Genomic DNA, 21,879 nt, shown 5'->3' with positions numbered 1-21,879 from the left:
ATGCCGTTCGGTTCGGGGACGAACTGCCCGCAGATGTGCCTACCTCAACACAGGAGCGCGCTTACACTTCGCCAATCTGGTATACTCCAGAGGGCTGAGATGTCCGGCAGCCGAGTTTGACTGTGACCGAAGCCCCCTAGCTCCTAAGGCAGCGTCACAAAGCGAAATCCGTCCTTTCAGGCGGTTACTTGGGGCTCGAAGTTGATTGTGGATTGAGCTGCTTTCGGCCAAGACGGTCAGACACAAAGACCGGAGGTGCGAGAAAGGCTCAATCAGCCTCTCTCGGTGGATTGTATCGCTTGTAGGAATAAGTCCAATGCCACCAACCTCGAACTTCGTCAGGTTTCGTATTTAGAGCGTTGCGGAGGCCAGCGAATGGGTATTCGCGGACGGTTTTTCGAAAGTCAGCCGTATTCGTCGAAAGCGCCCTTTCGAATGGTCGAACTTCTTTCAACCAGGTCTGCCTCTAACCTTTCAGGCTCAGGTCTCTCTTGAGTGGAAATCCAACGCGCCAATGCGATCGCTGCCCTTTCACCCATTGTTGAAACTGGAAGATGAACTGTTGTGATGGAAGGTACAGCCACGGCAGAGCTCGGCAGGTCATCCAGGCCCATTAGAGACACCTCGTCCGGGACACTGATGCCGTTGGATTGAAGACCAAACAAAACCCCTAGTGCCACAACGTCCGACAGACACAGGATCGCATCTGGTTTGACCGACATGTTGACGATGCGTGCAGTAGCCTCGGCGCCGCCCCGGAGGCTTATTTCGGTTTCGGCTGTCGTTATCTCGCCATCCCAATTCAGCTCGTGCAGCCCGGAAAGTCGGGCCTGTGTTCGGTCATTGTTGTGAACAGGGCCGTGAACAACTGCAATCCGCCGGTGTCCAAGCTTAATCAGATGCCGTAGGGCCAATTGTGCCGCGGCCTTGTTATCGTACCCAATCGTTGGAAAAGGGTTGGAGACGTCAAAGTATGATGTGATGATCGTGGGGATTCTTGTGCGCTCGATCAGGTCGTGAAATTCAGCGGCGTGTGTTGCGCCAGTAATGATCAGCCCTTCAGCCCCGATATCAACCAGCCCCTTCGCCTTTTCGGCTTCAACCTCCAGGTCTGACTCAGTTGTGGCTACGATCAGTGAAAGCCCATCTTGGGACAGTCTGCGTTCGAGCGCGGCAAGAAACCGAGCGAAAATGGCATTGTCCAACGTTGGTACCAGCGCACCCACGAAACGGGTCCGACCAGAGTTGATTGCTCTGGCGGCCGCGCTGGGGACGAATCGAAGATCCGCAATTGCTTTCTGAACTTTCTCCAGAGTTTCCTTTTTCACAACACCCGGTTCGTTCAGCACCCGGGATACGGTTGCGACCGATACGCCCGCTGCTTTCGCAACATCTCTGAGATTTGCGCGTTTTTTCAACGTCGGGTCTTTTTGTGTCACGTGGTATCGCGCCTATTTTTTCTACCTTCAACGAAAGTATTGACATATGAAACTAGTTTCATCAACTTCTGTAACTAGTTTCATAAATGAGAATCCTACGGCAACATGCATGGTTCAGCTGTCCTACACGAGTTCACGAATGCCGGGTTTGTTGGCCCGGGACGCAGATTCCCGGGCTTTCCGAAGGCCTCGGGTGTCCGAGAATATGTGCTGGCACCACGCGACGCGCACCGTGTTGAAGCCGCCGAGGGCGACCTGCTGTCATTTGAGGCGACATCGCAGGGTTATCCGCTGGACATTGTTGCGTTTGCCGATGGGAGGCCTGCGCTTGCTCGACTGAAACTGCAAGCGAACGGAACGGTTGATCAAGGTGCATTCAACAGCGACCCTTTTACAGGTTGGATTGGTGCAAATGGCGGAGATCCAAGGCAGGAAGTCGCGTGTTTCAGGCTAATGGCCTCATCAGAACCGCTGGTGTTGCGTGTCGAAAAACGCGTGACATTTTGGTTGATCAGGCCAACGCTCATTTCTGGCTTGGTTGAGGGAACCGATACCGGATGCGTTACGGTCTCCCATCAATGTGCAGTCTCGGACCAGCCTCAGCTGCCGCCACTTCTGGGAGATGTCCGGGACGAGTTTACTGTACCGCGAGGAACGGCGCTGGCTTACGAATTGAAAGCGGGCGAATTCGTTCAGATCATCGACGTGGAAGGGCAGCAGTGCTCGGACTTCATGGTGCTTCGTTCCGATGAGCTGAAACATGGAGTCGAATGGATGATCGACTCGACGGCGACGCGATCAATGGTGCGACGCGCCTATCCTGGCCCGGGGTTGCTGGACAAGTTCTACGATCGTGAGATGCGACCACTTCTCAATGTGGTGCAGGACACCTGTGGGCGCCACGACACTTTCGGTCTGGCTTGCACCGCCCGAGGTTATGAAGAGCGCGGCTTTCCCGGCCACGTGAACTGTTCCGATAACATGTCCAATGCGCTGGCGCCTTACGGTGTCGCGCGTCGTTCGGCCTGGCCCGCGATCAATTTTTTCTGGAACACATGGGTTGATCCGGCGACGCATCACATTCTGACCGAGGAGTCCTATTCCCGCCCCGGTGACTATGTCGCCATGCGCGCTATGGAGGACCTGGTGTGCGTTTCGACCGCTTGCCCGGACGATATTGACCCGATCAATGGCTGGAACCCGACGGATGTTCACGTCCGCATCTACCGCCCAGAAACGCCGATCCGCCGTGCGGTTGCCTATCGTGAAAAGGAAGATGCCCCGATGTCGATCAGTCAGGAATCCGCATTTCATGATCGGCTGGCCCCGTTGACCCAACAATTCGCGCCTGCACGTGATCTATGGGCACCAGTCAGCTTTCCGGCGCACGGCACCTTGGGTGAATACTGGGCCTGTCGTGAGGCCGTGACAGTTCAGGACATGAGCGGGTTGCGCAAATTCGATATTGTTGGCCCGGACGCCGAGAAACTGCTGCAGCAGGCAACAACTCGCAACGTGGCGAAGCTGCCGGTCTGGCGTGGGTCCTACACGTTGATGTGTGACGAAAGCGGCTCGGTTATCGATGACGGCACGCTTTTCCGTCTTGCGCCCGAAATCTTCCGTTGGTGCTGCGGATCCGAGGAAAGTGGTCGTTCGCTGCAGGCATTGGCGATGGATATGGGCCTGCAGGTTCGGGTGCACGCGATGCGGAACGCGATGCCAAACCTTGCCATTCAGGGGCCAAAATCCCGCGACTTGCTGCGCAAGATTGCCTTCACTCAGCCACATGTGCCTTCGCTGGATCACCTGAAGTGGTTCGGGGTCACAATTGCCCGGCTCAATGATCGCGATGGTGCGCCATTCATGCTCTCACGCTCGGGTTATACCGGGGAACTGGGTTACGAAGTCTTCTGTTCCAAGACCGACGCGCTAGCGATCTGGGATGCGGTGATGGAGGCGGGTGAAGAGTTTGGGATCACACCCATGGGCTCGGCTGCGCTGGACATCATCCGGATCGAAGCCGGATTGGCCGCGGCAAATGCCGAGTTTGCGCCGGGCGTCGACGCGTTCGAGGCCGGTTTGGACTTCGCGGTCGATCTGAACAAGGCGAGCTTTACGGGCAAATCTGCGCTTGAGCGAAACGCGCGAGAGCCGCGCCGCGTGCTCAAGGGATTGTTGATCGGGTGCGATGATGTGCCTGCTCATGGCGCTTCGGTCTTTGCTGGCGAACGGCAGGTGGGCGTGGTCACTTCGGCCATCCGATCACCGATGCTTGAACACGCGATCGCCATGGCGCGGCTGTCGGTCGAGCATGCCGAGAACGGCACGCAACTTGAAATTGGGCAACTCGACGGGCGGATGAAACGCCTGGGGGCAACGGTATCGGACATTCCATTCATAGACCCGCAACGCAAGCGGGCGCGCGTCTGATGCGCATCCAACACAACGCAACGGGAGAATTTGATATGAAGAAACTGACAACACTTACGGCAACACTGGCTTTCGCCTTGGGTGCTACTTCAGCGTTGGCGCAAGACAAGGTCATGGTGGGCGAACCCAGCTGGCCCGGCGCCAAAATCATGAGCCGCGTCATCGGGCAGGTTATCGAAACGCGTTTGGGCGGAGAGGTGGGCTATGCGCCGGGCGCCAACGCCGTGATTTTTGCCGCAATGGATGGCGGGCGAGGGGACATTGATGTGCACCCCGATGTCTGGTTGCCGAACCAGTCTTCCTTCACCGATGAATACGTCGACCAGAAAGGCACCGTCGCGCTGTCTTCAAGCAGCTACGAGGGCCGGGCCGGGATTTGCGTTCCCAACTACATGGTCGATGATCACAGCATCAAGTCGATCTATGATCTGGCCACGCCTATGGCCCAGGAATTGTTCGACTCTGACGGCGATGGCATGGGCGAAGTTTGGGTCGGCGCGTCGGGCTGGGCCTCAACCAACACCTTTAAGGTGCGTGTGCGCGACTATGGTATCGAAACGTTCCTGACTCCGACAACCGAAGATGAGACGGTGTTCTATTCCCGTCTCAAAGATCAAATCGACCAGAAAAAAGGCGCCGCTTTCTACTGCTACGCGCCGCATTATGTGCACGCGCTGTATGATGTGACAATCCTTGAAGAACCCGCACACGACGCGGCCACATACAAGATGGTTCAGCCGGATCAGGACGCGGATTGGTACAACAAATCGCATGTCAGCACAGGCGAGCCTGTGAAAACCGTGACGGTTGCCCACTCCAAATCTTTGGAGCAGCGCAATCCGGCCGCAGCTTCTTTCCTGAGCAACATCAACATGAATGCTGATCAACTCAGCGGCCTAACCTACGAAGTTGTCGTTAAAGGGCGCGAAACGGATGAAGTTGTGGCCGAATGGATCGCCGCGAACGGCGATACCGTCGACGGCTGGCTGGGCCTGAAAACCAACTGATACCCAGTGCCCCCGGCCAGGTTGTCGGGGGCACATTCTGAAAGCTAGACCAAGGTGGGGCCAGTATGACAGCGGATATCGCAATCGATGCACGCGGCGTGTGGAAAGTGTTCGGAGCACGCGCGCGGGACGCACTGAAAGCCATTCACAGTGAAGGGTTGAGCAAGGCCGAGGTGCTGGAGCAGTTCAACTGTGTTGTCGGCGTCGCTGATGCCAGCTTTGAGATCGAGCGCGGCGAGCTGTTTTGCGTCATGGGCCTTTCCGGGTCGGGTAAATCGACCCTAGTGCGCCACGTGAATCGCCTGCTGGAACCCACCGATGGCCACATCTACCTGGACGGCGATGACGTGATGGGTCTGAACGATGACGGGCTTCGCGATTTGCGGAACCGCCGCGTCGCCATGGTGTTCCAGAACTTCGGCCTGATGCCCCACCGCACTGTCCGCGACAACGTGGCCATGCCTCTGGAAATTCGCGGCACCGGCAAGGCGCGTCGCTGGGAAGAGGCAGATCGCGTTCTCGAACTGGTAGAGCTCAATGGCTGGGAAGACAAATACGCACATGAGTTGTCCGGCGGCATGCAGCAGCGTGTCGGCCTTGCCCGGGCGATCGCTGCAGACCCTGAAATCCTGCTGATGGACGAACCATTCTCGGCCCTCGATCCGCTGATCAGGAAGCAATTGCAAGACCAGTTCATGGAACTCAGCCACAAGCTCAACAAGACCACGATGTTTATCACCCATGACCTTGATGAGGCGATCCGTATCGGCCACCGCATCGCGATCATGAAGGATGGGCGCATCGTTCAGATCGGCACGCCGGAAGAAATCATCCTCAATCCCGCCGACGATTATGTCGCCGATTTCGTCGCCGGGATTTCCAAGCTCAACATGATCTTTGCGCACTCGGTGATGAAACCGGTCGACGAATTCGAGGCCCATCACGGCGAAGTTCCCAATGACGCCAAAGAGGCCCATCCCGACATGGATCTGTCCGACCTGATGAACCTTTGTGTCGAAGGGCACGGAGTGGTCGCAGTCACCCAAGACGGCAAGACCGTGGGCGTGATCAACCGCGCAGGGCTTATCCGCGCCATTCAGAACAGTCAGGCCTAAGGGGACAACGATGAAACACGTTGATGCGCAGCAGGTCAAACCCGAAACTGCCGACCGTCTGGAAGGTTTGATCGCTGATTTTGTCGGGCAAAGCCAAGCATATTATCAAAAGACCTTTGCCTATATGATGCAGGCGCCGGGTTATCGGTTCACCCTGAACAAGGCTGCCGCCGTTCTCGGCCCGATCTGGTTCGGCGCGCGAGGTCTCTGGTCCTGGTTCCTGGGCTTTCTGGTGCTTGAAACACTCGCTTACATTCAGATCGGCTTGGGTCTTTTCGGTGATCTGGGTCGGGAGTTTCGCGAACGGGCCGATCAGATCGAACAAACTCTGGCGCTGCGTCGACAGCAGATCGAGGCGGCGGAACAATCCGGCGCTGCGTCGCTGGAGTCCCTAAAACGCGCGGCAGAGTCGCTGGAAGGCGCCCTGGCCGGAGCGCAGGAAGCCGCACAGAGCGCAGACTCTACCGGTATCACCTATCTGGCGGTCGGGCTTTTCCTGCTGCTAGCCGTCAAACTCCTCGCGGCGTCGTTGGCCAACTGGACGCTGGAAGGTCAGTTCGCGCGCTGGCGATCGGATTCCAGCGTGGCTAATGGATGGTCCGTGACCCGGATGGTCGTTGCGTCCCTGCTGACCGTAGTTGTTGTTGTTCTTTCTGCCATCAAGTTTGCGCAACCTGATGCACTGTCTGTTCTAAAGACCTTTCCGACAAACCGGGATTGGCGGCTCAACGTGGGTGACGGCGTACAGGCCGTATTCGAGTGGACCAAAACAGCCGGACGCGGTTTCTTCGATGGGTTGACCTACGGAATGCGCACCCTTCTGGACTGGATCGAAGTGGTTCTGGTCGACACCCCGTGGCCGGTCGTGGGGCTGGTCATAATCATGCTGGCTTATCTTTCCGCTGGCCCGCGCGTGGCAATTTTCACCGGCGCGGCATTGGCTTATCTCGGCCTGCTGGATTTCTGGGAGAAGGCGATGACAACTATTGCCCTGCTGGGGGCCGCTGCGCTGATCTCGATCACGCTGGGTATTCCGCTTGGCATTTACTGTGCACGCCGCCCCCGAGCGTTTGCCATCGTGCGGCCAATCCTGGACTTCATGCAATCGATGCCGTCCTTCGTGTATCTAATCCCAGTTGTCGCCTTCATCGGGTCCGGCAAACCTGCCGGAGTCGTCGCGACAATGATCTTTGGAAGCCCACCGGTGATCCGCTTTACCGTCCTGGGTCTGCAGCAAGTGCCGGAAACCGTGCGCGAGGCTGCCCTCGCATTTGGCGCAACGCCGCGCTATCTGTTGTGGAAAGTAGATCTGCCGCTGGCGCACAAGACCATCATGGCTGGCGTCAACCAGACCATACTTATGTCACTTGCCATGGTCGTTGTTGCATCACTGATTGGTGCGAAAGGTCTGGGCGAAGATGTGCTGGAGGCTCTGCAATATGCTGCCGCTGGGCAAGGCATACTGGCGGGTCTGGCAATCCTCTTCTGTGCTCTCATTCTGGACCGCATTGTGGCAGGCAAGAAATGACCACGGCTTTCCGGTAGCACCGGTTTGGCTGCTTCCAGTTTTCGGATCTGGTGGTTCGGCATGTAGGAACAGTGATCGGTTCAGGCATTTACGGCAAGATGCTTGGTCATGTGAAAACGGACCGGTCACCGATGAGCGGCAAAATATTGGTTTGTCGTTGATATTTTCTGTTCTTCGTCAAAACCAGAAGCCGTGAAATCCTTCTAAGTACCGCGTGCGCCAGCTTGACGTCGCGGGGCAGGCCAGGGTGTGATAGAGTATACTCAGGTTAAAAAATCTGCTGCTACTTATGCTTAGATGCCAAACTCATCAATTCCGTCGCGGCTTGCGGATGGGTCTTTGCTTTTTCTGGGGCCTGGCACTTTGCCTGAGTATTGCGACATCAGCCGAGGCAAAGCGTGTGGCGCTTGTAATCGGCAACGCACAGTATGACCACGTTTCGGACATTCCCAACTCGGCCAACGACGCCAGGGACGTAGCCGCCGCGCTTGGGCGGATCGGGTTTGTTGTCACCGAAAAATACAACCTCGATTACCGAGACATGCGGCTTACCCTTCGGGATTTTTCCGAGGAAACAGACGACGCAGATATGGTGCTGGTCTACTTTGCGGGCCACGGAATCGAAATCGACAATACAAACTATCTGATACCCACAAACGCGGAACTCAGAAGTGACAAGGATGTAGAGTTCGAGGCCATCCGGTTGGAGACAATGCTGAATTCAGTTTCAACGGCCAAGGGCCTGAAACTGGTTCTTGTGGACGCCTGCCGGAACAATCCGTTCGTGTCGCAAATGGTCCGAACCACGGCGACCCGGTCGATTGGCCGGGGATTGGGACGTATCGACCCGGGCGGCGTACTTGTCGGGTATTCCGCGCGCAGTGGGACGCTGGCATTGGATGGCGTGGGCCGCAACAGCCCTTACGCGCAGGCTTTGCTGGAGCATATCGAAGTGCCCGGTCTGGAATTGGGAAAGCTTTTCCGCAAAGTGCGGGACACAGTTTTTGACCTGACTGAGGGCTATCAGGAGCCGTTCACCTATGGCTCACTGCCCGGGCGCGACATCTTCCTTGTTCCTGCAGCAATCAAGGCTCCTTCAACCGAATTAGACCAAAACTCTGCAACCGCAGAACCCCTCCCTGCTGACGAACGCGAAGACGCGGCTCAACGCGTCCTGCGCGAAGCACTGAAGCTGGAAGATGACAGTGTGAAGAAGGGCGCATTGGAAATGATCGCGCAACTCTATCCGAACACAAGGGCCGGACAGTACGCTGGCGAGGTCGCTGGCGCGATTGGCAATCAGGCTCAGCCAAAAACGAAGGCCTCGGATGACCAAAGGAATGCAGGCGACCTGTCCTTGATTTCGAAGAATACAGCCGACCAGGGGGGTCGGGAGAATGCGCAACAAGACATGGCGCTGGAAACCGAAACTGCGTTGAACTTAAGCCGAAGCGACTATCGAAGTATTCAGCGCGGTCTGAATGCTCTGGGCTATTCCGCCGGGCCAGTTGACGGGATATTCGGTGCGCGGTCTCGCGCGGCCTTGCGTCGATTTCAGGGGCAAAGCGGTTCAGAGGGAACCGGATACCTGACCGAGAAAAGCTATGCTGTTCTGAAAAACATCGCGAAACCCGAACCGCCACTTGATAGCAATGTGCAGCCTGACAGCCGCGTTTCAGTGGCGTTGCCAAATCCCCGTGCCGATGCGTCCAGCCCGCTATATGGGGATTATGTCATCGATATCAGCCGACGGGCGAACCCCAATGGCAAAGACGCGGGTTCAGGCACAAAGCTGGTCTTGCGATTACACTACCGCAAGTCCGCCAACGGGTTTCAGTTGATCAGTGCTCAGGAATTCGCCAAGGGCGGAGCGTCGCGGCCCAAGAGCTATAGCGCATCGCTTTCTGATAGCGGTCAATTGCGCGTGTCCGGCCGCACGAATTACTTGTTCAAGAGTTCGATTGTTGTCGGATTCTCGATAAGTCAGAACCTGCCACCTGATTTTTCGGCGGGAAGGTCGCTGACCAGCACGCAGGGCAGATTTGACAAAAACTGGTTTGTGGACGTCAGGATTACGAAAAGATAACGCTCATCATGGCTGGTCGACTTTATTTTCAGGCCTCACGGCCTGCACTGTCGGAAGACGTATGCAACCGCAGTTGATACGCGGACGGGAAGGCTTTGGTGCCCCGCTATGACCAGGTTTGTTAATCCCAACGGTAATTGAAGCTGACGCTGATCCGTTCGTCCTCGGCCATGTTCATCGGAACCTCATGGCGCAGCCAGCTTTCCCACAGCAACACGTCCCCCACCTTCGGCTTTACATAGATGAACGGCTGCAAGTTACGCCGACCACCCTTGAGGCGCGTGGGCGCGGCCATCATGCGGCCGGACCGAGGGTCTTCCAGTTTCAGCGCGCTGGCGCCTTCTGGCATCGCGACGTAAGTTGTGCCTGAGATCACGCTGTGAGGGTGCAGGTGGCTGGAATGCATCCCGCCTTCGGGCAGGATGTTGATCCACAGATCCTCAAGCTTCAGTTCTCCTTCGCCCAGGTCAAACTCAAGATCCGTGGCAAACGCGGCCACGTGCTGATCCAGAACCTTGACCAGATCGGCAAATATTGGGAACCGCCACGGCAGATCGGTCAGAGAGGCGTAGCTGGTATAACCGGGATAACCGTTTTCCTCACACCAGTCCTGTCCGGCCTCATCATCCTCGGCGATGACGATGCATGAATTTTCCAGCTCTTCCGGGTCGATCTTCGGATCGAATTCAGAAAGGGCAGCGCGGTAGAGGCGGGTGACGAAGAGTGAATCAATCTGTGGCATGGGCCGGGCATAACCCAGCCCTTGCACCAAGGCCAGTTAATGTTTCCAGGGTTAGGTCTTAAGGGGTCCTTTGCCACAGCGCGGGATAGGGCGGCCACCATCCGCATAGGCAAGGCACAATACAATCTCGTCCGGTTTCGGCGCATCGGGTACATTCAGTGTCATAGTGTCGAAATGATCGAAGGACCACGGGTTGTCCTTGTGTCCCAGCGGCAGATCGATTGTGCAACCCGGCGCACCCAGTTTTGCATTTGATGGGATCACAGCCTCACCCCCGCCGGCCGCCGCGCGCATCGGGGCACCAAGCTTGGGATGGATCACAGCCCCGCCTTGTTCAAGATCTCCGTTTATACCGACGATGGCCGCCTTGCCGTATGAAACCGGATCTCCGTCCAGCTGCTCAATTGCCTCGTCAGCCAGATCGGCACCAAGCGCTCCGCCGATCTCGAACAAGTCCGATAAGTCTTCTGTAAACTTGCCTGCCAGTGGGTTTTGAAAGACGGCCATAGCTGCCACGCGAACGATGGGTGGGCATGGCTGGCCCAGTTGATCAGTGGTGATCACTTCTTTGATAAGCACTTTCTTGCGCAACTGAACCATGGGAACCTCCGGCTAACTGACTGACAGCCTAGGGCTGCCTTCGTATTTCGTCGAATCCAATCACGCGACCGCGAATGCAGCGCATCGTTGAAACAGAAAACCCCCGCCGGTGTCCCGGCGGGGGTCTTTTCAGTCACGAACGGGGTTGCCCCCTATCGCTTACCAGTCTTCGCGAACCACGACGCGGGTCTTGATTGGCAGCTTCATCGCGGCCAGGCGCAGGGCCTCGCGGGCGATGTCGTCATTGACGCCGTCGATCTCGAACATCACGCGACCGGGCTTGACCTTGCAAACCCAACGGTCAACGGAACCTTTACCTTTACCCATACGAACTTCGATCGGCTTTGCAGTGACCGGAGTGTCGGGGAAGATGCGGATCCAGACACGACCCTGACGCTTCATGTGGCGGGTCATGGCACGACGCGCAGCTTCGATCTGACGTGCAGTCACACGCTCAGGCTCGATGGCTTTCAGGCCGTAGGTGCCAAAGTTCAGATCAGAGCCGCCCTTGGCTTCGCCCTTGATCCGGCCTTTGTGCATCTTGCGGAATTTTGTACGCTTTGGTTGAAGCATATCTTTCCCTCCTTAGCGACGACCGCCACCAGCACCACGAGGTGCAGGGCCGTCCTGGAGTTCCTGTGCTTTACGGTCACGTGCCTGCGGATCGTGCTCCATGATCTCACCTTTGAAGATCCAGACCTTGATCCCGATGATCCCGTAGGGGGTCATCGCTTCGGCATGTGCGTAATCGATGTCGGCACGCAGGGTGTGCAGAGGCACGCGGCCTTCGCGGTACCACTCGGTCCGTGCGATTTCGGCGCCGCCCAGACGACCAGCGACGTTCACCCGGATACCCAGGGCGCCCATGCGCATGGCGTTCTGAACCGACCGCTTCATCGCGCGACGGAACGAGACGCGGCGCTCCAGCTGCTGAGCGATGGACTCGGCAACCAACTGCGCGTCAAGCTCGGGCTTGCGCACTTCGACGATGTTCAGGTGCAGTTCGCTGTCGGTCATGCGAGCAAGCTTTTTGCGCAGAACTTCGATGTCTGCACCTTTCTTGCCGATGATGACACCGGGGCGTGCAGTGTGGATCGTGACGCGGCACTTCTTGTGCGGACGTTCGATGATCACACGGGCAACACCGGCCTGCTTGCACTCTTTGTTGATGAACTCACGGATTTTGAGGTCTTCCAGCAGAAGATCACCGTAGTCCTTGGTGTCGGCGTACCAGCGGCTATCCCAGGTGCGGTTGACCTGCAGGCGCATGCCGATCGGATTTACTTTATGACCCATTAGGCTTGCTCCTCAACTTGACGCACCTTGATGGTGATCTCCGAGAACGGCTTCATGATCTTGCCGAAACGGCCACGGGCACGCGGACGACCGCGCTTCATGACCAGGTTCTTGCCAACCCATGCTTCGGCGACGATCAGTTCGTCAACGTCCAGGTTGTGGTTGTTTTCGGCATTCGCGATTGCGGACTGCAGGCACTTCTTGACATCCTGCGCGACGCGCTTGTTCGAGAAAGTCAGGTCGGTCAGAGCCTTCTCAACTTTCTTGCCGCGGATCATTTGCGCAACCAGGTTCAGTTTCTGCGGGCTGGTGCGAAGCATGCGCGTTTTCGCCATTGCTTCGTTTTCAGCCACGCGGCGGGGGTTCTTTTCCTTGCCCATGACTTACTTCCGCTTCGCTTTTTTGTCTGCGGCGTGGCCATAATAGGTACGGGTCGGCGAGTATTCACCGAACTTCTGACCGATCATGTCTTCCGAGACGTTTACCGGGATATGCTTCTGGCCGTTGTACACACCAAAGGTCAGACCCACGAACTGGGGCAGAATGGTGGAACGACGCGACCAGATTTTGATGACTTCGTTGCGGCCCGACTCGCGCGCTGCTTCGGCTTTTTTCAGCACGTAAGCATCGACGAAAGGACCCTTCCAAACAGAGCGAGACATGGATTAACGTCCCTTCTTCTTGGCGTGCCGCGAGCGGATGATCAGCTTCTGGGACGCTTTGTTCTTGTTGCGGGTACGCTTACCCTTGGTGTCCTTACCCCACGGAGTAACCGGCGTACGGCCACCCGAGGTACGACCTTCACCACCACCATGCGGGTGATCGATCGGGTTCATTGCAACACCACGAACCGAGGGACGAACGCCCTTGTGGCGCATACGACCGGCTTTACCGAGGTTCTGGTTGCTGTTGTCGGGGTTGGACACGGCACCAACGGTGGCCATGCATTCCTGACGGACCATGCGCAGCTCGCCCGAGCTCAGACGGATCTGAGCGTAGCCGCCATCGCGACCAACGAACTGAGCGTAAGTACCAGCCGCACGTGCGATCTGACCGCCTTTGCCAGGCTTCATCTCGATGTTGTGGACGATGGTACCAATGGGCATGCCCGAGAACGGCATTGCGTTGCCCGGCTTGATGTCAGCCTTGGCGGATGCCACGACTTTGTCACCAACAGCCAGACGCTGCGGAGCCAGGATATATGCCTGCTCGCCGTCTTCGTATTTTACCAGTGCGATGAATGCGGTCCGGTTCGGGTCATATTCGATCCGCTCGACGGTTGCCGCGACATCAAATTTGTTCCGTTTGAAGTCAACGATCCGGTAGAGACGCTTTGCGCCACCGCCGCGGCGGCGTGAAGTGATCCGTCCGGTGTTGTTCCGGCCGCCCGATTTGGTCAAACCCTCAGTGAGAGACTTGACCGGACGTCCTTTCCAAAGCTCCGAACGGTCGATCAGCACCAGCCCGCGCTGGCCCGGCGTCGTCGGCTTGTACGACTTAAGTGCCATGCTTTCTGTCTTCCGTTTAGCAAGTGCAGGGGATTTCCCTGCTATGTGATAGGCCCCCGTAGGTGCCAAGGGTATAGGGCCCCGAAGGTCCCCGGTTACAAATATCAGAGGCCCCGGAACGAATCCGAGGCCGTAAGATTGGGTGCATGTAGCAGTGTTGGGGGTAGGTGTCTATAGGGCCCTGCTGATTTTCTGGCACTCAAATTCGGAACCAACTCAGCAGTCAGGGGGCACAGTAAAAACGACGCCGTTGTTTCGCGAGACCAACAATCTCTCATTATGGATGAATGTCGCGTGCCGTACAACTTGAAGCCAGGACAACCGCGATCCAATTGACGTCCAGCGAAAGGTCGCGCTCGGCCAGCCAGGCCTGCTGCAAACCATAGGCGACCTGTTCCTTGGCGGCCTCACAGTAATAATGCTTACCCTCCTGACGATGATGAATAAGTTCGTGCAGCAGGACAGAAATGTCCTGCGGGTCTTCTGCGCTCCAAGGAAGGACCAGCGTTATCCTCTTCGTTTCAGGATCATAGATCCCGCGGGGCGTGCCGCCAATCATCGAAGCCATCTCACTCGGTTCAGCCAAATCCTTGGTATCAGCAAAAAAGATGCTTGCTGGTGAAGGCGCCCTTGGGAGGTCCGTGGCAGTATCTATCCAGCGGTGAAGCTCTTCCGTCAAATCGTCTGGAACCGTCGGGGTCTCTGCCGCGACCGCGAAGGAAAAGGCAAAAAGAAACTGTGCGGCCACGGCGAGCGTGACACGTCTGAGGAACAGCATTGTTCCCTCCTTCCGAAAGATGAGGAATTGCCCCGAGCCTAGCCGACAGGTATTATTGACCGCAAAAGATCGTTTTTCATTGCTTGATGAGGGAAATTCACGCGTGAAGAAACGGCAATTACCCCCGTTCTCGGCCGTGAAAGCATTTGAGGCCGCAGCCCGGCATCTGAGCTTCAAAGATGCTGCGGACGAACTTTGCTTAAGCCCTTCAGCAATTTCGCACCAAATCCGCGCATTGGAGGATTATCTCGCAACCGCTCTTTTTCGCCGGGAAGGTAACAGGATCAGTTTGACCGGCACCGGTCGAGACTACGCAGGCCGACTGACGCAACTGCTGGACAACCTCGAAGACGGCACCAGCGCGGCGAAGGCTGACGCACATGGTCAAACATTGCGGGTATTGTCCACTCCGGGATTTGCCGCCCGATGGCTTGTGCCAAGGATGGGGCGATTTGAGCACGCGAAAGCGATCAGGCTGCGCATTGCCGAGGGCGCGCCCTCAACAGATTTTGCAACCAACGATGCCGATGTTGTAATCAAGTGGCGCGATGACCCCGAGGTAGGGGTCGATGTCGTGCCATTCCTGAACTCGGCGCGTTATCCGGTCGCTTCACCATCGCTGTTGGAACGCGAAAACATCTCTCATCCAAGGGACCTGTTGCGCTTGACGCTGTTTCGTGACGAAGTTGACGATCAATGGGCTGAATGGTTCCGTGCCGCAGGCGTTGTTGCCGAGCTTCCGTGTGGTGACCCGATTTATCCAAACTGCGAATATGCTTCCACTGCGGCAGAGGCTGGTCTTGGGGTATCGCTTGCCTATGAAGCCGTCATAGGCAGTTCGGTCAACGATGGTCGCCTCGTACGATTGTTCGGGGCCACAACGATTCCATTCACCATCTATGCTATTGCAACGCAAAAAGAAAAACGCGACGACCCACTCGTCAACAGTTTCCGCGAATGGCTGCTCTCTGAGGCCAGGGAAAACGTCGCAAGATCACAACCGATCGAAGCTGCTGAGTAAGAATCCGAGCTCAAGACTTTTTCATTTATTCAGCGTTTTGCCCCATTGTGCAAATTCACAAAGATGACTGCAGCTCTGCAAACTTCCCGTAAACCAGAAAACAATACCTCCGCTTTGGCGGGGGCTTTCACCTCTCTCCAAAAACCGGTTCGATCAGAGACCGGAGGGCACGACGATGGTGTTACCTATTACCAGGGTCACACAGGCTATCTTAAGTCTTTCCGCTTGCCCAACTGTCCGCGGTAACTACCCGCTCACCCATACAGCGCCCGCGCCTCGGCAAAGGACAACAGGCGACGGCTTTGCTCGTCCCACAAATGCAAGCGCGCGTTGGCGAGGCTCTCACGGATGGTCATCCGGTTGCTATTTGCCAGTTCATCATGGTCGCGCAGCACTTCGGTCAGGCGGTAGAACGGGATGCGGCTGTACAGGTGGTGGACGTGGTGGATGCCAATATTGGCCGTGAACCACTGCAATATGGATGGCAGGATGTAATGCGAACTGCCGTGCAGGGCGGCCTCGTGCAATTGCCAGTCCTTGTCGGGATCCCATTGCGTCTCTTCAAACTGGTGCTGAACGTAAAATAGCCAAACGCCAGCCGCAGCGGCAACCAGCGTTGACGGCAGAAAGATCAGCACCATCGGCATCAGGCCACCAAAATAGTAGATCGCCCCCAGCACGGTCAGAATGGCAAGGTTTGTCACCATCGCGCTGACCCAGAATTTCGGAATTCCTGTCAGGCCTAGCGGCAGGCGGTTCTGCAACAGGAACAAATAGCCAGGACCAAAGCCAAACAGGGTGATCGGATGACGATACACGCGGTACCAAAACTGGCTCATCGGCTTCAGTGCGCGGTATTCGTCCACCGTCAGCGTATGGACGTCGCCCATCCCGCGCTTGTCCAGATTACCGGAAGAGTTGTGATGCGTGGAATGCGTACGACGCCAGACGTCATAGGGTGTCAGGGTCAGCACGCCGATCCCCCGCCCGACCCAGTCACTGACCGTCCGGTTCGTGAAAAACGCCCCGTGCCCGCAATCATGCTGTATGGCAAACAGGCGTAGCAGGAACGCCGCATTTATAACCGAGATTGCAAAAGCCAGCCAATAGCTGACCGACAAAGACGCCCACGCCAACGCCCAAAGCGCGATGAAAGGGATTATGGTGGCTCCAAGCTCGAACCAACTGCGCGGCTGGCTCGGCTCCCGATATTTTGCCAGCGTCGACACCCAATCCCGCGCAACGGTCATATCCGGGTTGGCCCGGGTCGAGAAAGAGGATTGGGTCATGCGCCTGCCATATCTTTTGTTTGTTGCATCCCAGATAGACGACCCTACCGGCATAGCAATCCATTTCTTGTCGAGGCGCTGGGTATGGCGCTCAATTTTTGGTGTCGCCACCTAAAGAAAAACCCCCGCTTTCGCGGGGGTCTTATTGGTTTGTCCAAAGACAGTTCCGATCAGAGACCGGTAGAGATGTCGATGGTGTTGCCCTCTTCCAGGGTCACGTATGCTTTCTTGACGTCTTTCCGACGGCCCAACTGGCCGCGGAACCGCTTGACCTTGCCTTTGGTCACGGTGGTGTTCACCGCCTTGACCTTCACACCAAACAGCGCCTCGACGGCCTCTTTGATCTGCGGCTTGTTGCTGTCGATCGCCACTTCAAAGACAACCGCGCCGTTTTCGGACGCCATGGTCGACTTTTCGGTGATGATCGGCTTGCGGATCACGTCGTAGTGTTCTGCCTTCGCGCTCATTTCAGACGAGCCTCCAGTGCTTCGACAGCCGCTTTGGTGAGCACCAGGGTGTCACGCTTGAGGATGTCATAAACGTTTGCACCCATCGACGGCAGAATATCCAGACCTTCGATGTTGCGCGACGCCTTCAGGAACCCTTCGTTCACGGTCGCGCCGTCGATGACCAGAGCGCGTTTCCAGCCCAGGTTTGCAACCTGTTTGGCCAGAGCGGCGGTCTTGCCTTCGGCTTCGGCGTTCTCGATCACAACCAGTTCACCTGCCTTGGCTTTTGCCGACAAAGCGTGGCGCAGGCCAAGCTTGCGGAACTTCTTCGGCAGGTCGTGGCCGTGCGAACGAGGGGTCGGGCCCTTGTAGATACCACCCTTGCGGAAGATCGGCGCGTTACGGTCACCATGGCGTGCGCCACCGGTGCCCTTCTGGCGATAGATCTTCTTGGTCGAGTAGCTGGTTTCCGAGCGGGTCTTCACCTTGTGGGTGCCGGCCTGCGCGTTGTTGCGCTGCCAACGGACCACACGGTGCAGGATGTCCGCACGTGGCTCGAGACCGAACAGATCGGCGTTCAGCTCGATGTCGCCGGCTTTGCCGCCGTCCAGTTTGATTACATCAAGTTTCATGCTTCACCACCTTCCGCGGGAGCTTCTTCCGCGGGTGCTTCGGTTGCAGCCGATTTCACAGCAGCCGGGAAAGGCAGGCCTTCCGGAGCTTTCTTCTTCACGGCGTCCTTGACGGTGACCCAGCCCGATTTCGGTCCGGGAACGGCGCCTTTGATGAAGACCAGACCACGGTCGGCGTCAGTTTTGACGACTTCCAGGTTCTGGGTGGTAACACGAGCAGCACCCATGTGACCGGCCATCTTCTTGCCTTTGAAAACCTTGCCCGGGTCCTGACACTGACCGGTCGAGCCGTGCGAACGGTGGCTGATCGAAACACCGTGCGAGGCGCGAAGACCACCGAAGTTGTGGCGCTTCATTGCACCGGCAAAGCCTTTACCGATCGAGGTACCCGAAACGTCAACTTTCTGACCTTCCAGGAAGTGTTCTGCCGAAATCTCGGCGCCCACTTCGATCAGGCCATCTTCGGAGACGCGGAACTCGGCCAGCTTACGCTTGGGCTCAACCTTTGCAGCGGCATAGTGACCGCGCATGGCCTTCGAGGTTCGTTTTGCCTTGGCAGCACCTGCGCCCAGCTGAACGGCGGTGTAGCCGTCTTTGTCAGCGGTACGCTGTGCAACGACTTGCAGGTTGTCCAGGTGAAGAACGGTCACAGGGATCTGCTTGCCGTCTTCCATGAACAGGCGGGTCATGCCAACTTTTTTTGCGATAATACCAGAGCGCATTCTCATACCCTCCGATTACGACTGCAGCTTGATCTCGACGTCCACACCAGCAGCGAGGTCGAGCTTCATCAGCGCGTCCACGGTCTGGGGGGTCGGATCAACGATGTCCAAGAGACGCTTGTGCGTGCGGATCTCGAACTGGTCGCGGGATTTCTTGTCAACGTGAGGGCCACGGAGAACCGTGAACTTCTCAATCTTGTTCGGCAGCGGGATCGGGCCGCGCACGTTCGCGCCGGTCCGCTTGGCAGTGTTGACGATCTCTTGCGTGCTGGCATCCAGAACGCGATAGTCAAATGCCTTCAGCCGAATACGGATGTTTTGGCTTTGCATATTAACAGCCTTTTATCAGGCGTTGAGGTTGAGAGGAGGACAGACGCGCATCGCCAACCCTCATCGAACCCAAAAGGCGGGAATCACCCCGCCTTGATGTTCTTGTCGAGAACTCGCGCGATCTACAGGGGTGTGAGGAGTTTGGCAAGGGTGAATTGATATCGGCTTGGATTTGGCCTTGCCTACTTCGTCGCACGACTAGCAATCAGCCGTAAAGGTCGTTTTTTGGGATTGGTACACTATGATCATATTCGAATTATTCGTTTGGAGAGGTTGCAATGACTAAACTACTTGTTTCGGCTATCGCCATTTTTGCCAGTACATCCCCCGCATTCGCGCAGTCCAATCGAAGTAACCCAACTGCTGATTACGCTCTGATCAACGGAGAGATCCATACGATGGACGCAGGCAGAAGCGTTGCAACCGCCGTGGGAATAGAAGGCGATGAAATCGTCTATGTGGGCGATGCGGCCGGTTTGAAGGACGTCATCGGCATCGGTACCGAAGTCATCGACCTCAAAGGTAGAATGGCCCTTCCGGGTTTTGTTGATGGGCATATACATGCGGCCGCAGGCGGGTTGATCATGCTTGGCGTGGATCTGCAGACAGATGACAAGGACGAGCTGTTTTCCCGTATCCGCCAGGAAGCCGAAACCAACGACAATGACATAATTCTGGGCTACGGGGTCCGTTTCAACCCATGGACGGACGGAAATCCGACGGCCGCCATGCTCGATGAAATTGAACCTGACCGACCTGTGTTTTTGTGGGCAATCGACGGCCACGCGGCTTGGGTGAATTCCAAGGCGTTGGAAATGGCCGGTGTCGACAAGGACACGCCTGACACAGCGCCGGGTTTTTCCTTTTTTGAACGTGACACCGACGGCAACCCGACCGGGTGGGTCGTCGAGGTGCCAGCCCAGATGCAGGTTCTGACTTCGCTGATAGACATCAACCCCGAGTTCTTGGCGGATGGTGTTTCGAACTGGCTACAGCGTTTCGCTGCTGCCGGGATCACCGCAGTTCATGACCACGGCATTCAGGGGATGAGCCAGGAAGAAGGCTTTCAGATGATGGCCGATTTCGAGAAAAACGGAGATCTGCCAATACGCTTCATCGGCTCATTCTACTGGAACGACGGGGCGATTGACCCCCTTCCCGGCACTCAGGAGCTCAGCGACAAGTTCGACTCTGAATTAGTCAAGGCTCGCTATCTGAAGATCAATATTGATGGTGGGGACGACAAATGGAATGCGCTCTACGTGGATCCATATGCCGACAAACCCGAACTTGAGGTCGACCCGATTATTCCGATCAGATTGGTCAAAGACGCGGTGATCCGCGCCGATGCCGCAGGCTTCAACGTCACGTGTCACTGCTTCGGGGATCTGGCGGTAAGAACTCTTCTGGACGCCATTGAGGCCGCAATCGAAGTGAACCCTGACCGCAAACGTGCGCACAAGATAACGCATGGCACCCTGGTTCATCCCGACGATTACGCCCGGTTCGGAGAGCTGGGCGTCATATATGACACAACCGGCGCGTGGATGACCTTTGACCCGCTCATGCAGTCCATTTCAACGTCCAGACTGGGTGAAGAGCGCGTGCAGGCGATGTTTCCGGTGAACAGGGTCGCGGACGAGGGTGGTATATTCTCATTCGGTTCGGACTGGCCTGTGTCCGGGTACGTATCCGAGTATCGTCCGCTTGCAGCCATTGAGGCAGGGGTAACACGCCAGTTGCGCGGTCGCGCGGATGTTCCGCCGCTGGGTGGAGAAGAGGCCAAAATACCGCTGCAAATGGCATTGGAAGCACATACGATCAACGCCGCTAAAGGTATGGCAATGGACGGCGAGATCGGGAGCATCGAAGTCGGAAAGAAGGCCGATATTGTAGTGCTTGGGGAAAACCTGTTCGAAGTCGAACCATCAGCCATCTCGGATGTCGAAGTTGTCTACACGATCATGGGTGGCGCACTGACGCACCAGAAATCGGATTGAACCGGAGACTTCCTGAACTGCCCGAATTTCGGCGACACGTAGCGGGCCGCCCCATTTGGGGCGGATGCTTCAGCTTGACGATGTGCCGAGTTCAAGCCCGGACTGTCTTTGGTCTTCGGAGAAATTCTGCCAAACGCGGGTGCCGACAGCGTGACCCTCATCGCGCTTGGCGACGCACGAAAACTATCCTCAAACTTCAAGCCGGCGCACGTTCGAACCCGACCGTGGCCTCGCCTCCGGTTTCGGGCTGCAAGGTCTCGCAACTCGCCTTGCCGTTTTCCGCCAGGGCGCAACTGATCTGGCGCTGATGGATGTAGCCGTTGTCCTGGCAGGCAAGATTTCCAGGCTCGATCAGGTTCAGCTGACCTTGCGCGAATTGCGCCTGAACCCTGCCTTCGCATGTGATCCCATCGTTCGACCGCATGACCTGCTTGCCGTTGCCATTGGTGTCGAAACACATCTGCCAGTCCCGATAGGTGCGGATTTCACCGGAATCGACGTCACGGGTGCGATAGGTGGTGTCCAGCGACCAGCAGCCGTAAAGCATTTCCAGATCCGCCTCGTTCCACCCCTCATCGTGCAGCGGTCCGGTGGCATCGGGTGGGGCCTTGACGCATTGCAGCGCGGCCAGTTCTCTCTCCAACTGAAAGATACGGCGTTCCAGCTCCAGACCGGCTGCTTTCGACACACTCAGTTGCTCCTGCGCGACCAGTTGCGTTTGCGGCTTACAGCCTGTCAGGTCCCGCAGTATCGGGATCTGCAACGCACATGCCTGCAGGATCAGTGCCGCAGAAACACCGGCGAGGCCGACGATGCCGACACTGGCAATCATGACTGGCAGGGTTGATCTGACCGGCATATTCCTTAGCGATACCTAATAATTATCTCAAAAACTTCTCTGGCAGAG

Annotated in this window: 23 protein-coding genes; 8 read left to right on the top strand and 15 right to left on the bottom strand. The window is 56.9% G+C overall.

Going from position 1 to position 21,879, the window contains the following annotated elements; translation table 11 throughout:
- The coding region (locus ACR0CG_RS07505; RefSeq protein ID WP_480523828.1) for a DUF3604 domain-containing protein at positions 1-98 on the top strand (98 nt) is incomplete at its 5' end.
- A gap of 306 nt (positions 99-404) precedes the next feature.
- Here ACR0CG_RS07505 and ACR0CG_RS07500 read toward each other — a convergent pair.
- Complete coding sequence (locus ACR0CG_RS07500) at positions 405-1,439, bottom strand: LacI family DNA-binding transcriptional regulator (protein ID WP_480523819.1); 1,035 nt, start codon at positions 1,437-1,439, stop codon at positions 405-407.
- A gap of 105 nt (positions 1,440-1,544) precedes the next feature.
- Between ACR0CG_RS07500 and ACR0CG_RS07495 the strand changes: the two genes are divergently transcribed.
- From ACR0CG_RS07495 to ACR0CG_RS07475, 5 genes are all read left to right on the top strand, one after another.
- Positions 1,545-3,869, top strand: a complete 2,325-nt coding sequence (locus tag ACR0CG_RS07495; RefSeq protein ID WP_480523817.1) for a DUF1989 domain-containing protein — start codon at positions 1,545-1,547, stop codon at positions 3,867-3,869.
- Between the two features lie 35 nt (positions 3,870-3,904).
- Positions 3,905-4,876 carry an ABC transporter substrate-binding protein gene (locus tag ACR0CG_RS07490; protein ID WP_480523815.1) on the top strand — a complete coding sequence of 324 codons (972 nt, stop codon included), beginning with the start codon at positions 3,905-3,907 and terminating at the stop codon, positions 4,874-4,876.
- Between the two features lie 65 nt (positions 4,877-4,941).
- Positions 4,942-5,991, top strand: a complete 1,050-nt coding sequence (locus tag ACR0CG_RS07485) for a quaternary amine ABC transporter ATP-binding protein (protein WP_170806960.1) — start codon at positions 4,942-4,944, stop codon at positions 5,989-5,991.
- 10 nt (positions 5,992-6,001) lie between these two features.
- Positions 6,002-7,519: an ABC transporter permease gene (locus ACR0CG_RS07480; RefSeq protein WP_480523813.1), complete on the top strand. Its 1,518-nt coding sequence runs from the start codon at positions 6,002-6,004 to the stop codon at positions 7,517-7,519.
- Between the two features lie 400 nt (positions 7,520-7,919).
- Positions 7,920-9,605: a caspase family protein gene (locus ACR0CG_RS07475; protein ID WP_480523811.1), complete on the top strand. Its 1,686-nt coding sequence runs from the start codon at positions 7,920-7,922 to the stop codon at positions 9,603-9,605.
- 121 nt (positions 9,606-9,726) lie between these two features.
- On the opposite strand, the gene ACR0CG_RS07470 is transcribed toward ACR0CG_RS07475, so the two are convergent.
- The 8 genes from ACR0CG_RS07470 to ACR0CG_RS07435 all read right to left on the bottom strand — a co-directional run bounded on the left by ACR0CG_RS07470 (position 9,727) and on the right by ACR0CG_RS07435 (position 14,529).
- Positions 9,727-10,347, bottom strand: a complete 621-nt coding sequence (locus ACR0CG_RS07470) for a 2OG-Fe(II) oxygenase family protein (protein WP_480523809.1) — start codon at positions 10,345-10,347, stop codon at positions 9,727-9,729.
- Positions 10,348-10,398: 51 nt separating this feature from the next.
- On the bottom strand, positions 10,399-10,947 hold the full coding sequence (locus ACR0CG_RS07465; RefSeq protein ID WP_480523807.1) for an amino acid synthesis family protein: 549 nt from the start codon (positions 10,945-10,947) through the stop codon (positions 10,399-10,401).
- Between the two features lie 159 nt (positions 10,948-11,106).
- On the bottom strand, positions 11,107-11,520 hold the full coding sequence (rplP, locus tag ACR0CG_RS07460; protein WP_170615802.1) for a 50S ribosomal protein L16: 414 nt from the start codon (positions 11,518-11,520) through the stop codon (positions 11,107-11,109).
- A 12-nt stretch (positions 11,521-11,532) separates the two neighbouring features.
- Positions 11,533-12,243, bottom strand: a complete 711-nt coding sequence (gene rpsC, locus ACR0CG_RS07455; RefSeq protein ID WP_008758042.1) for a 30S ribosomal protein S3 — start codon at positions 12,241-12,243, stop codon at positions 11,533-11,535.
- Entirely contained in the window at positions 12,243-12,623 is a 381-nt protein-coding gene (gene rplV, locus ACR0CG_RS07450) for a 50S ribosomal protein L22 (protein WP_039538267.1), read from the bottom strand. The genes rpsC and rplV overlap by 1 nt, the downstream gene beginning before the upstream one ends.
- A 3-nt stretch (positions 12,624-12,626) precedes the next feature.
- Positions 12,627-12,905 (bottom strand): 30S ribosomal protein S19, encoded by a 279-nt coding sequence (rpsS, locus tag ACR0CG_RS07445; RefSeq protein ID WP_005980699.1) that lies wholly within the window; start codon positions 12,903-12,905, stop codon positions 12,627-12,629.
- Between the two features lie 3 nt (positions 12,906-12,908).
- A complete protein-coding gene (rplB, locus tag ACR0CG_RS07440; RefSeq protein ID WP_008757664.1) occupies positions 12,909-13,751 on the bottom strand; it encodes a 50S ribosomal protein L2 in 843 nt (280 codons plus the stop codon).
- A 277-nt stretch (positions 13,752-14,028) separates the two neighbouring features.
- On the bottom strand, positions 14,029-14,529 hold the full coding sequence (locus tag ACR0CG_RS07435) for a DUF6647 family protein (RefSeq protein WP_480523805.1): 501 nt from the start codon (positions 14,527-14,529) through the stop codon (positions 14,029-14,031).
- A 103-nt stretch (positions 14,530-14,632) separates the two neighbouring features.
- On the opposite strand from ACR0CG_RS07435, the gene ACR0CG_RS07430 reads away from it, so the two are divergent.
- Entirely contained in the window at positions 14,633-15,550 is a 918-nt protein-coding gene (locus ACR0CG_RS07430; RefSeq protein WP_480523803.1) for a LysR substrate-binding domain-containing protein, read from the top strand.
- A 254-nt stretch (positions 15,551-15,804) separates the two neighbouring features.
- Here the strand turns inward: ACR0CG_RS07430 and ACR0CG_RS07425 are convergent, their stop codons facing one another.
- From ACR0CG_RS07425 to rpsJ, 5 genes are all read right to left on the bottom strand, one after another.
- Positions 15,805-16,839 carry a fatty acid desaturase gene (locus tag ACR0CG_RS07425; RefSeq protein ID WP_480523801.1) on the bottom strand — a complete coding sequence of 345 codons (1,035 nt, stop codon included), beginning with the start codon at positions 16,837-16,839 and terminating at the stop codon, positions 15,805-15,807.
- A 170-nt stretch (positions 16,840-17,009) separates the two neighbouring features.
- Positions 17,010-17,306, bottom strand: coding sequence for a 50S ribosomal protein L23 (locus ACR0CG_RS07420; RefSeq protein ID WP_170806952.1), 297 nt, complete (start codon positions 17,304-17,306; stop codon positions 17,010-17,012).
- Positions 17,303-17,920: a 50S ribosomal protein L4 gene (gene rplD / locus ACR0CG_RS07415; protein ID WP_155148664.1), complete on the bottom strand. Its 618-nt coding sequence runs from the start codon at positions 17,918-17,920 to the stop codon at positions 17,303-17,305. Before rplD ends, ACR0CG_RS07420 begins: the two co-directional genes overlap by 4 nt.
- Positions 17,917-18,642, bottom strand: a complete 726-nt coding sequence (gene rplC, locus ACR0CG_RS07410; RefSeq protein WP_170351686.1) for a 50S ribosomal protein L3 — start codon at positions 18,640-18,642, stop codon at positions 17,917-17,919. The genes rplD and rplC overlap by 4 nt, the downstream gene beginning before the upstream one ends.
- Positions 18,643-18,657: 15 nt before the next feature.
- On the bottom strand, positions 18,658-18,972 hold the full coding sequence (rpsJ, locus tag ACR0CG_RS07405; protein ID WP_008756422.1) for a 30S ribosomal protein S10: 315 nt from the start codon (positions 18,970-18,972) through the stop codon (positions 18,658-18,660).
- 278 nt (positions 18,973-19,250) lie between these two features.
- On the opposite strand from rpsJ, the gene ACR0CG_RS07400 reads away from it, so the two are divergent.
- Positions 19,251-20,972: an amidohydrolase gene (locus ACR0CG_RS07400; RefSeq protein ID WP_480523798.1), complete on the top strand. Its 1,722-nt coding sequence runs from the start codon at positions 19,251-19,253 to the stop codon at positions 20,970-20,972.
- 196 nt (positions 20,973-21,168) lie between these two features.
- On the opposite strand, the gene ACR0CG_RS07395 is transcribed toward ACR0CG_RS07400, so the two are convergent.
- Positions 21,169-21,831 (bottom strand): hypothetical protein, encoded by a 663-nt coding sequence (locus ACR0CG_RS07395; protein WP_480523797.1) that lies wholly within the window; start codon positions 21,829-21,831, stop codon positions 21,169-21,171.
- Positions 21,832-21,879: the final 48 nt, after the last annotated feature.

The organism is Ruegeria sp. AB8 (genome assembly GCF_056542605.1).
This window is presented reverse-complemented; position numbering and strand designations above follow the sequence as displayed.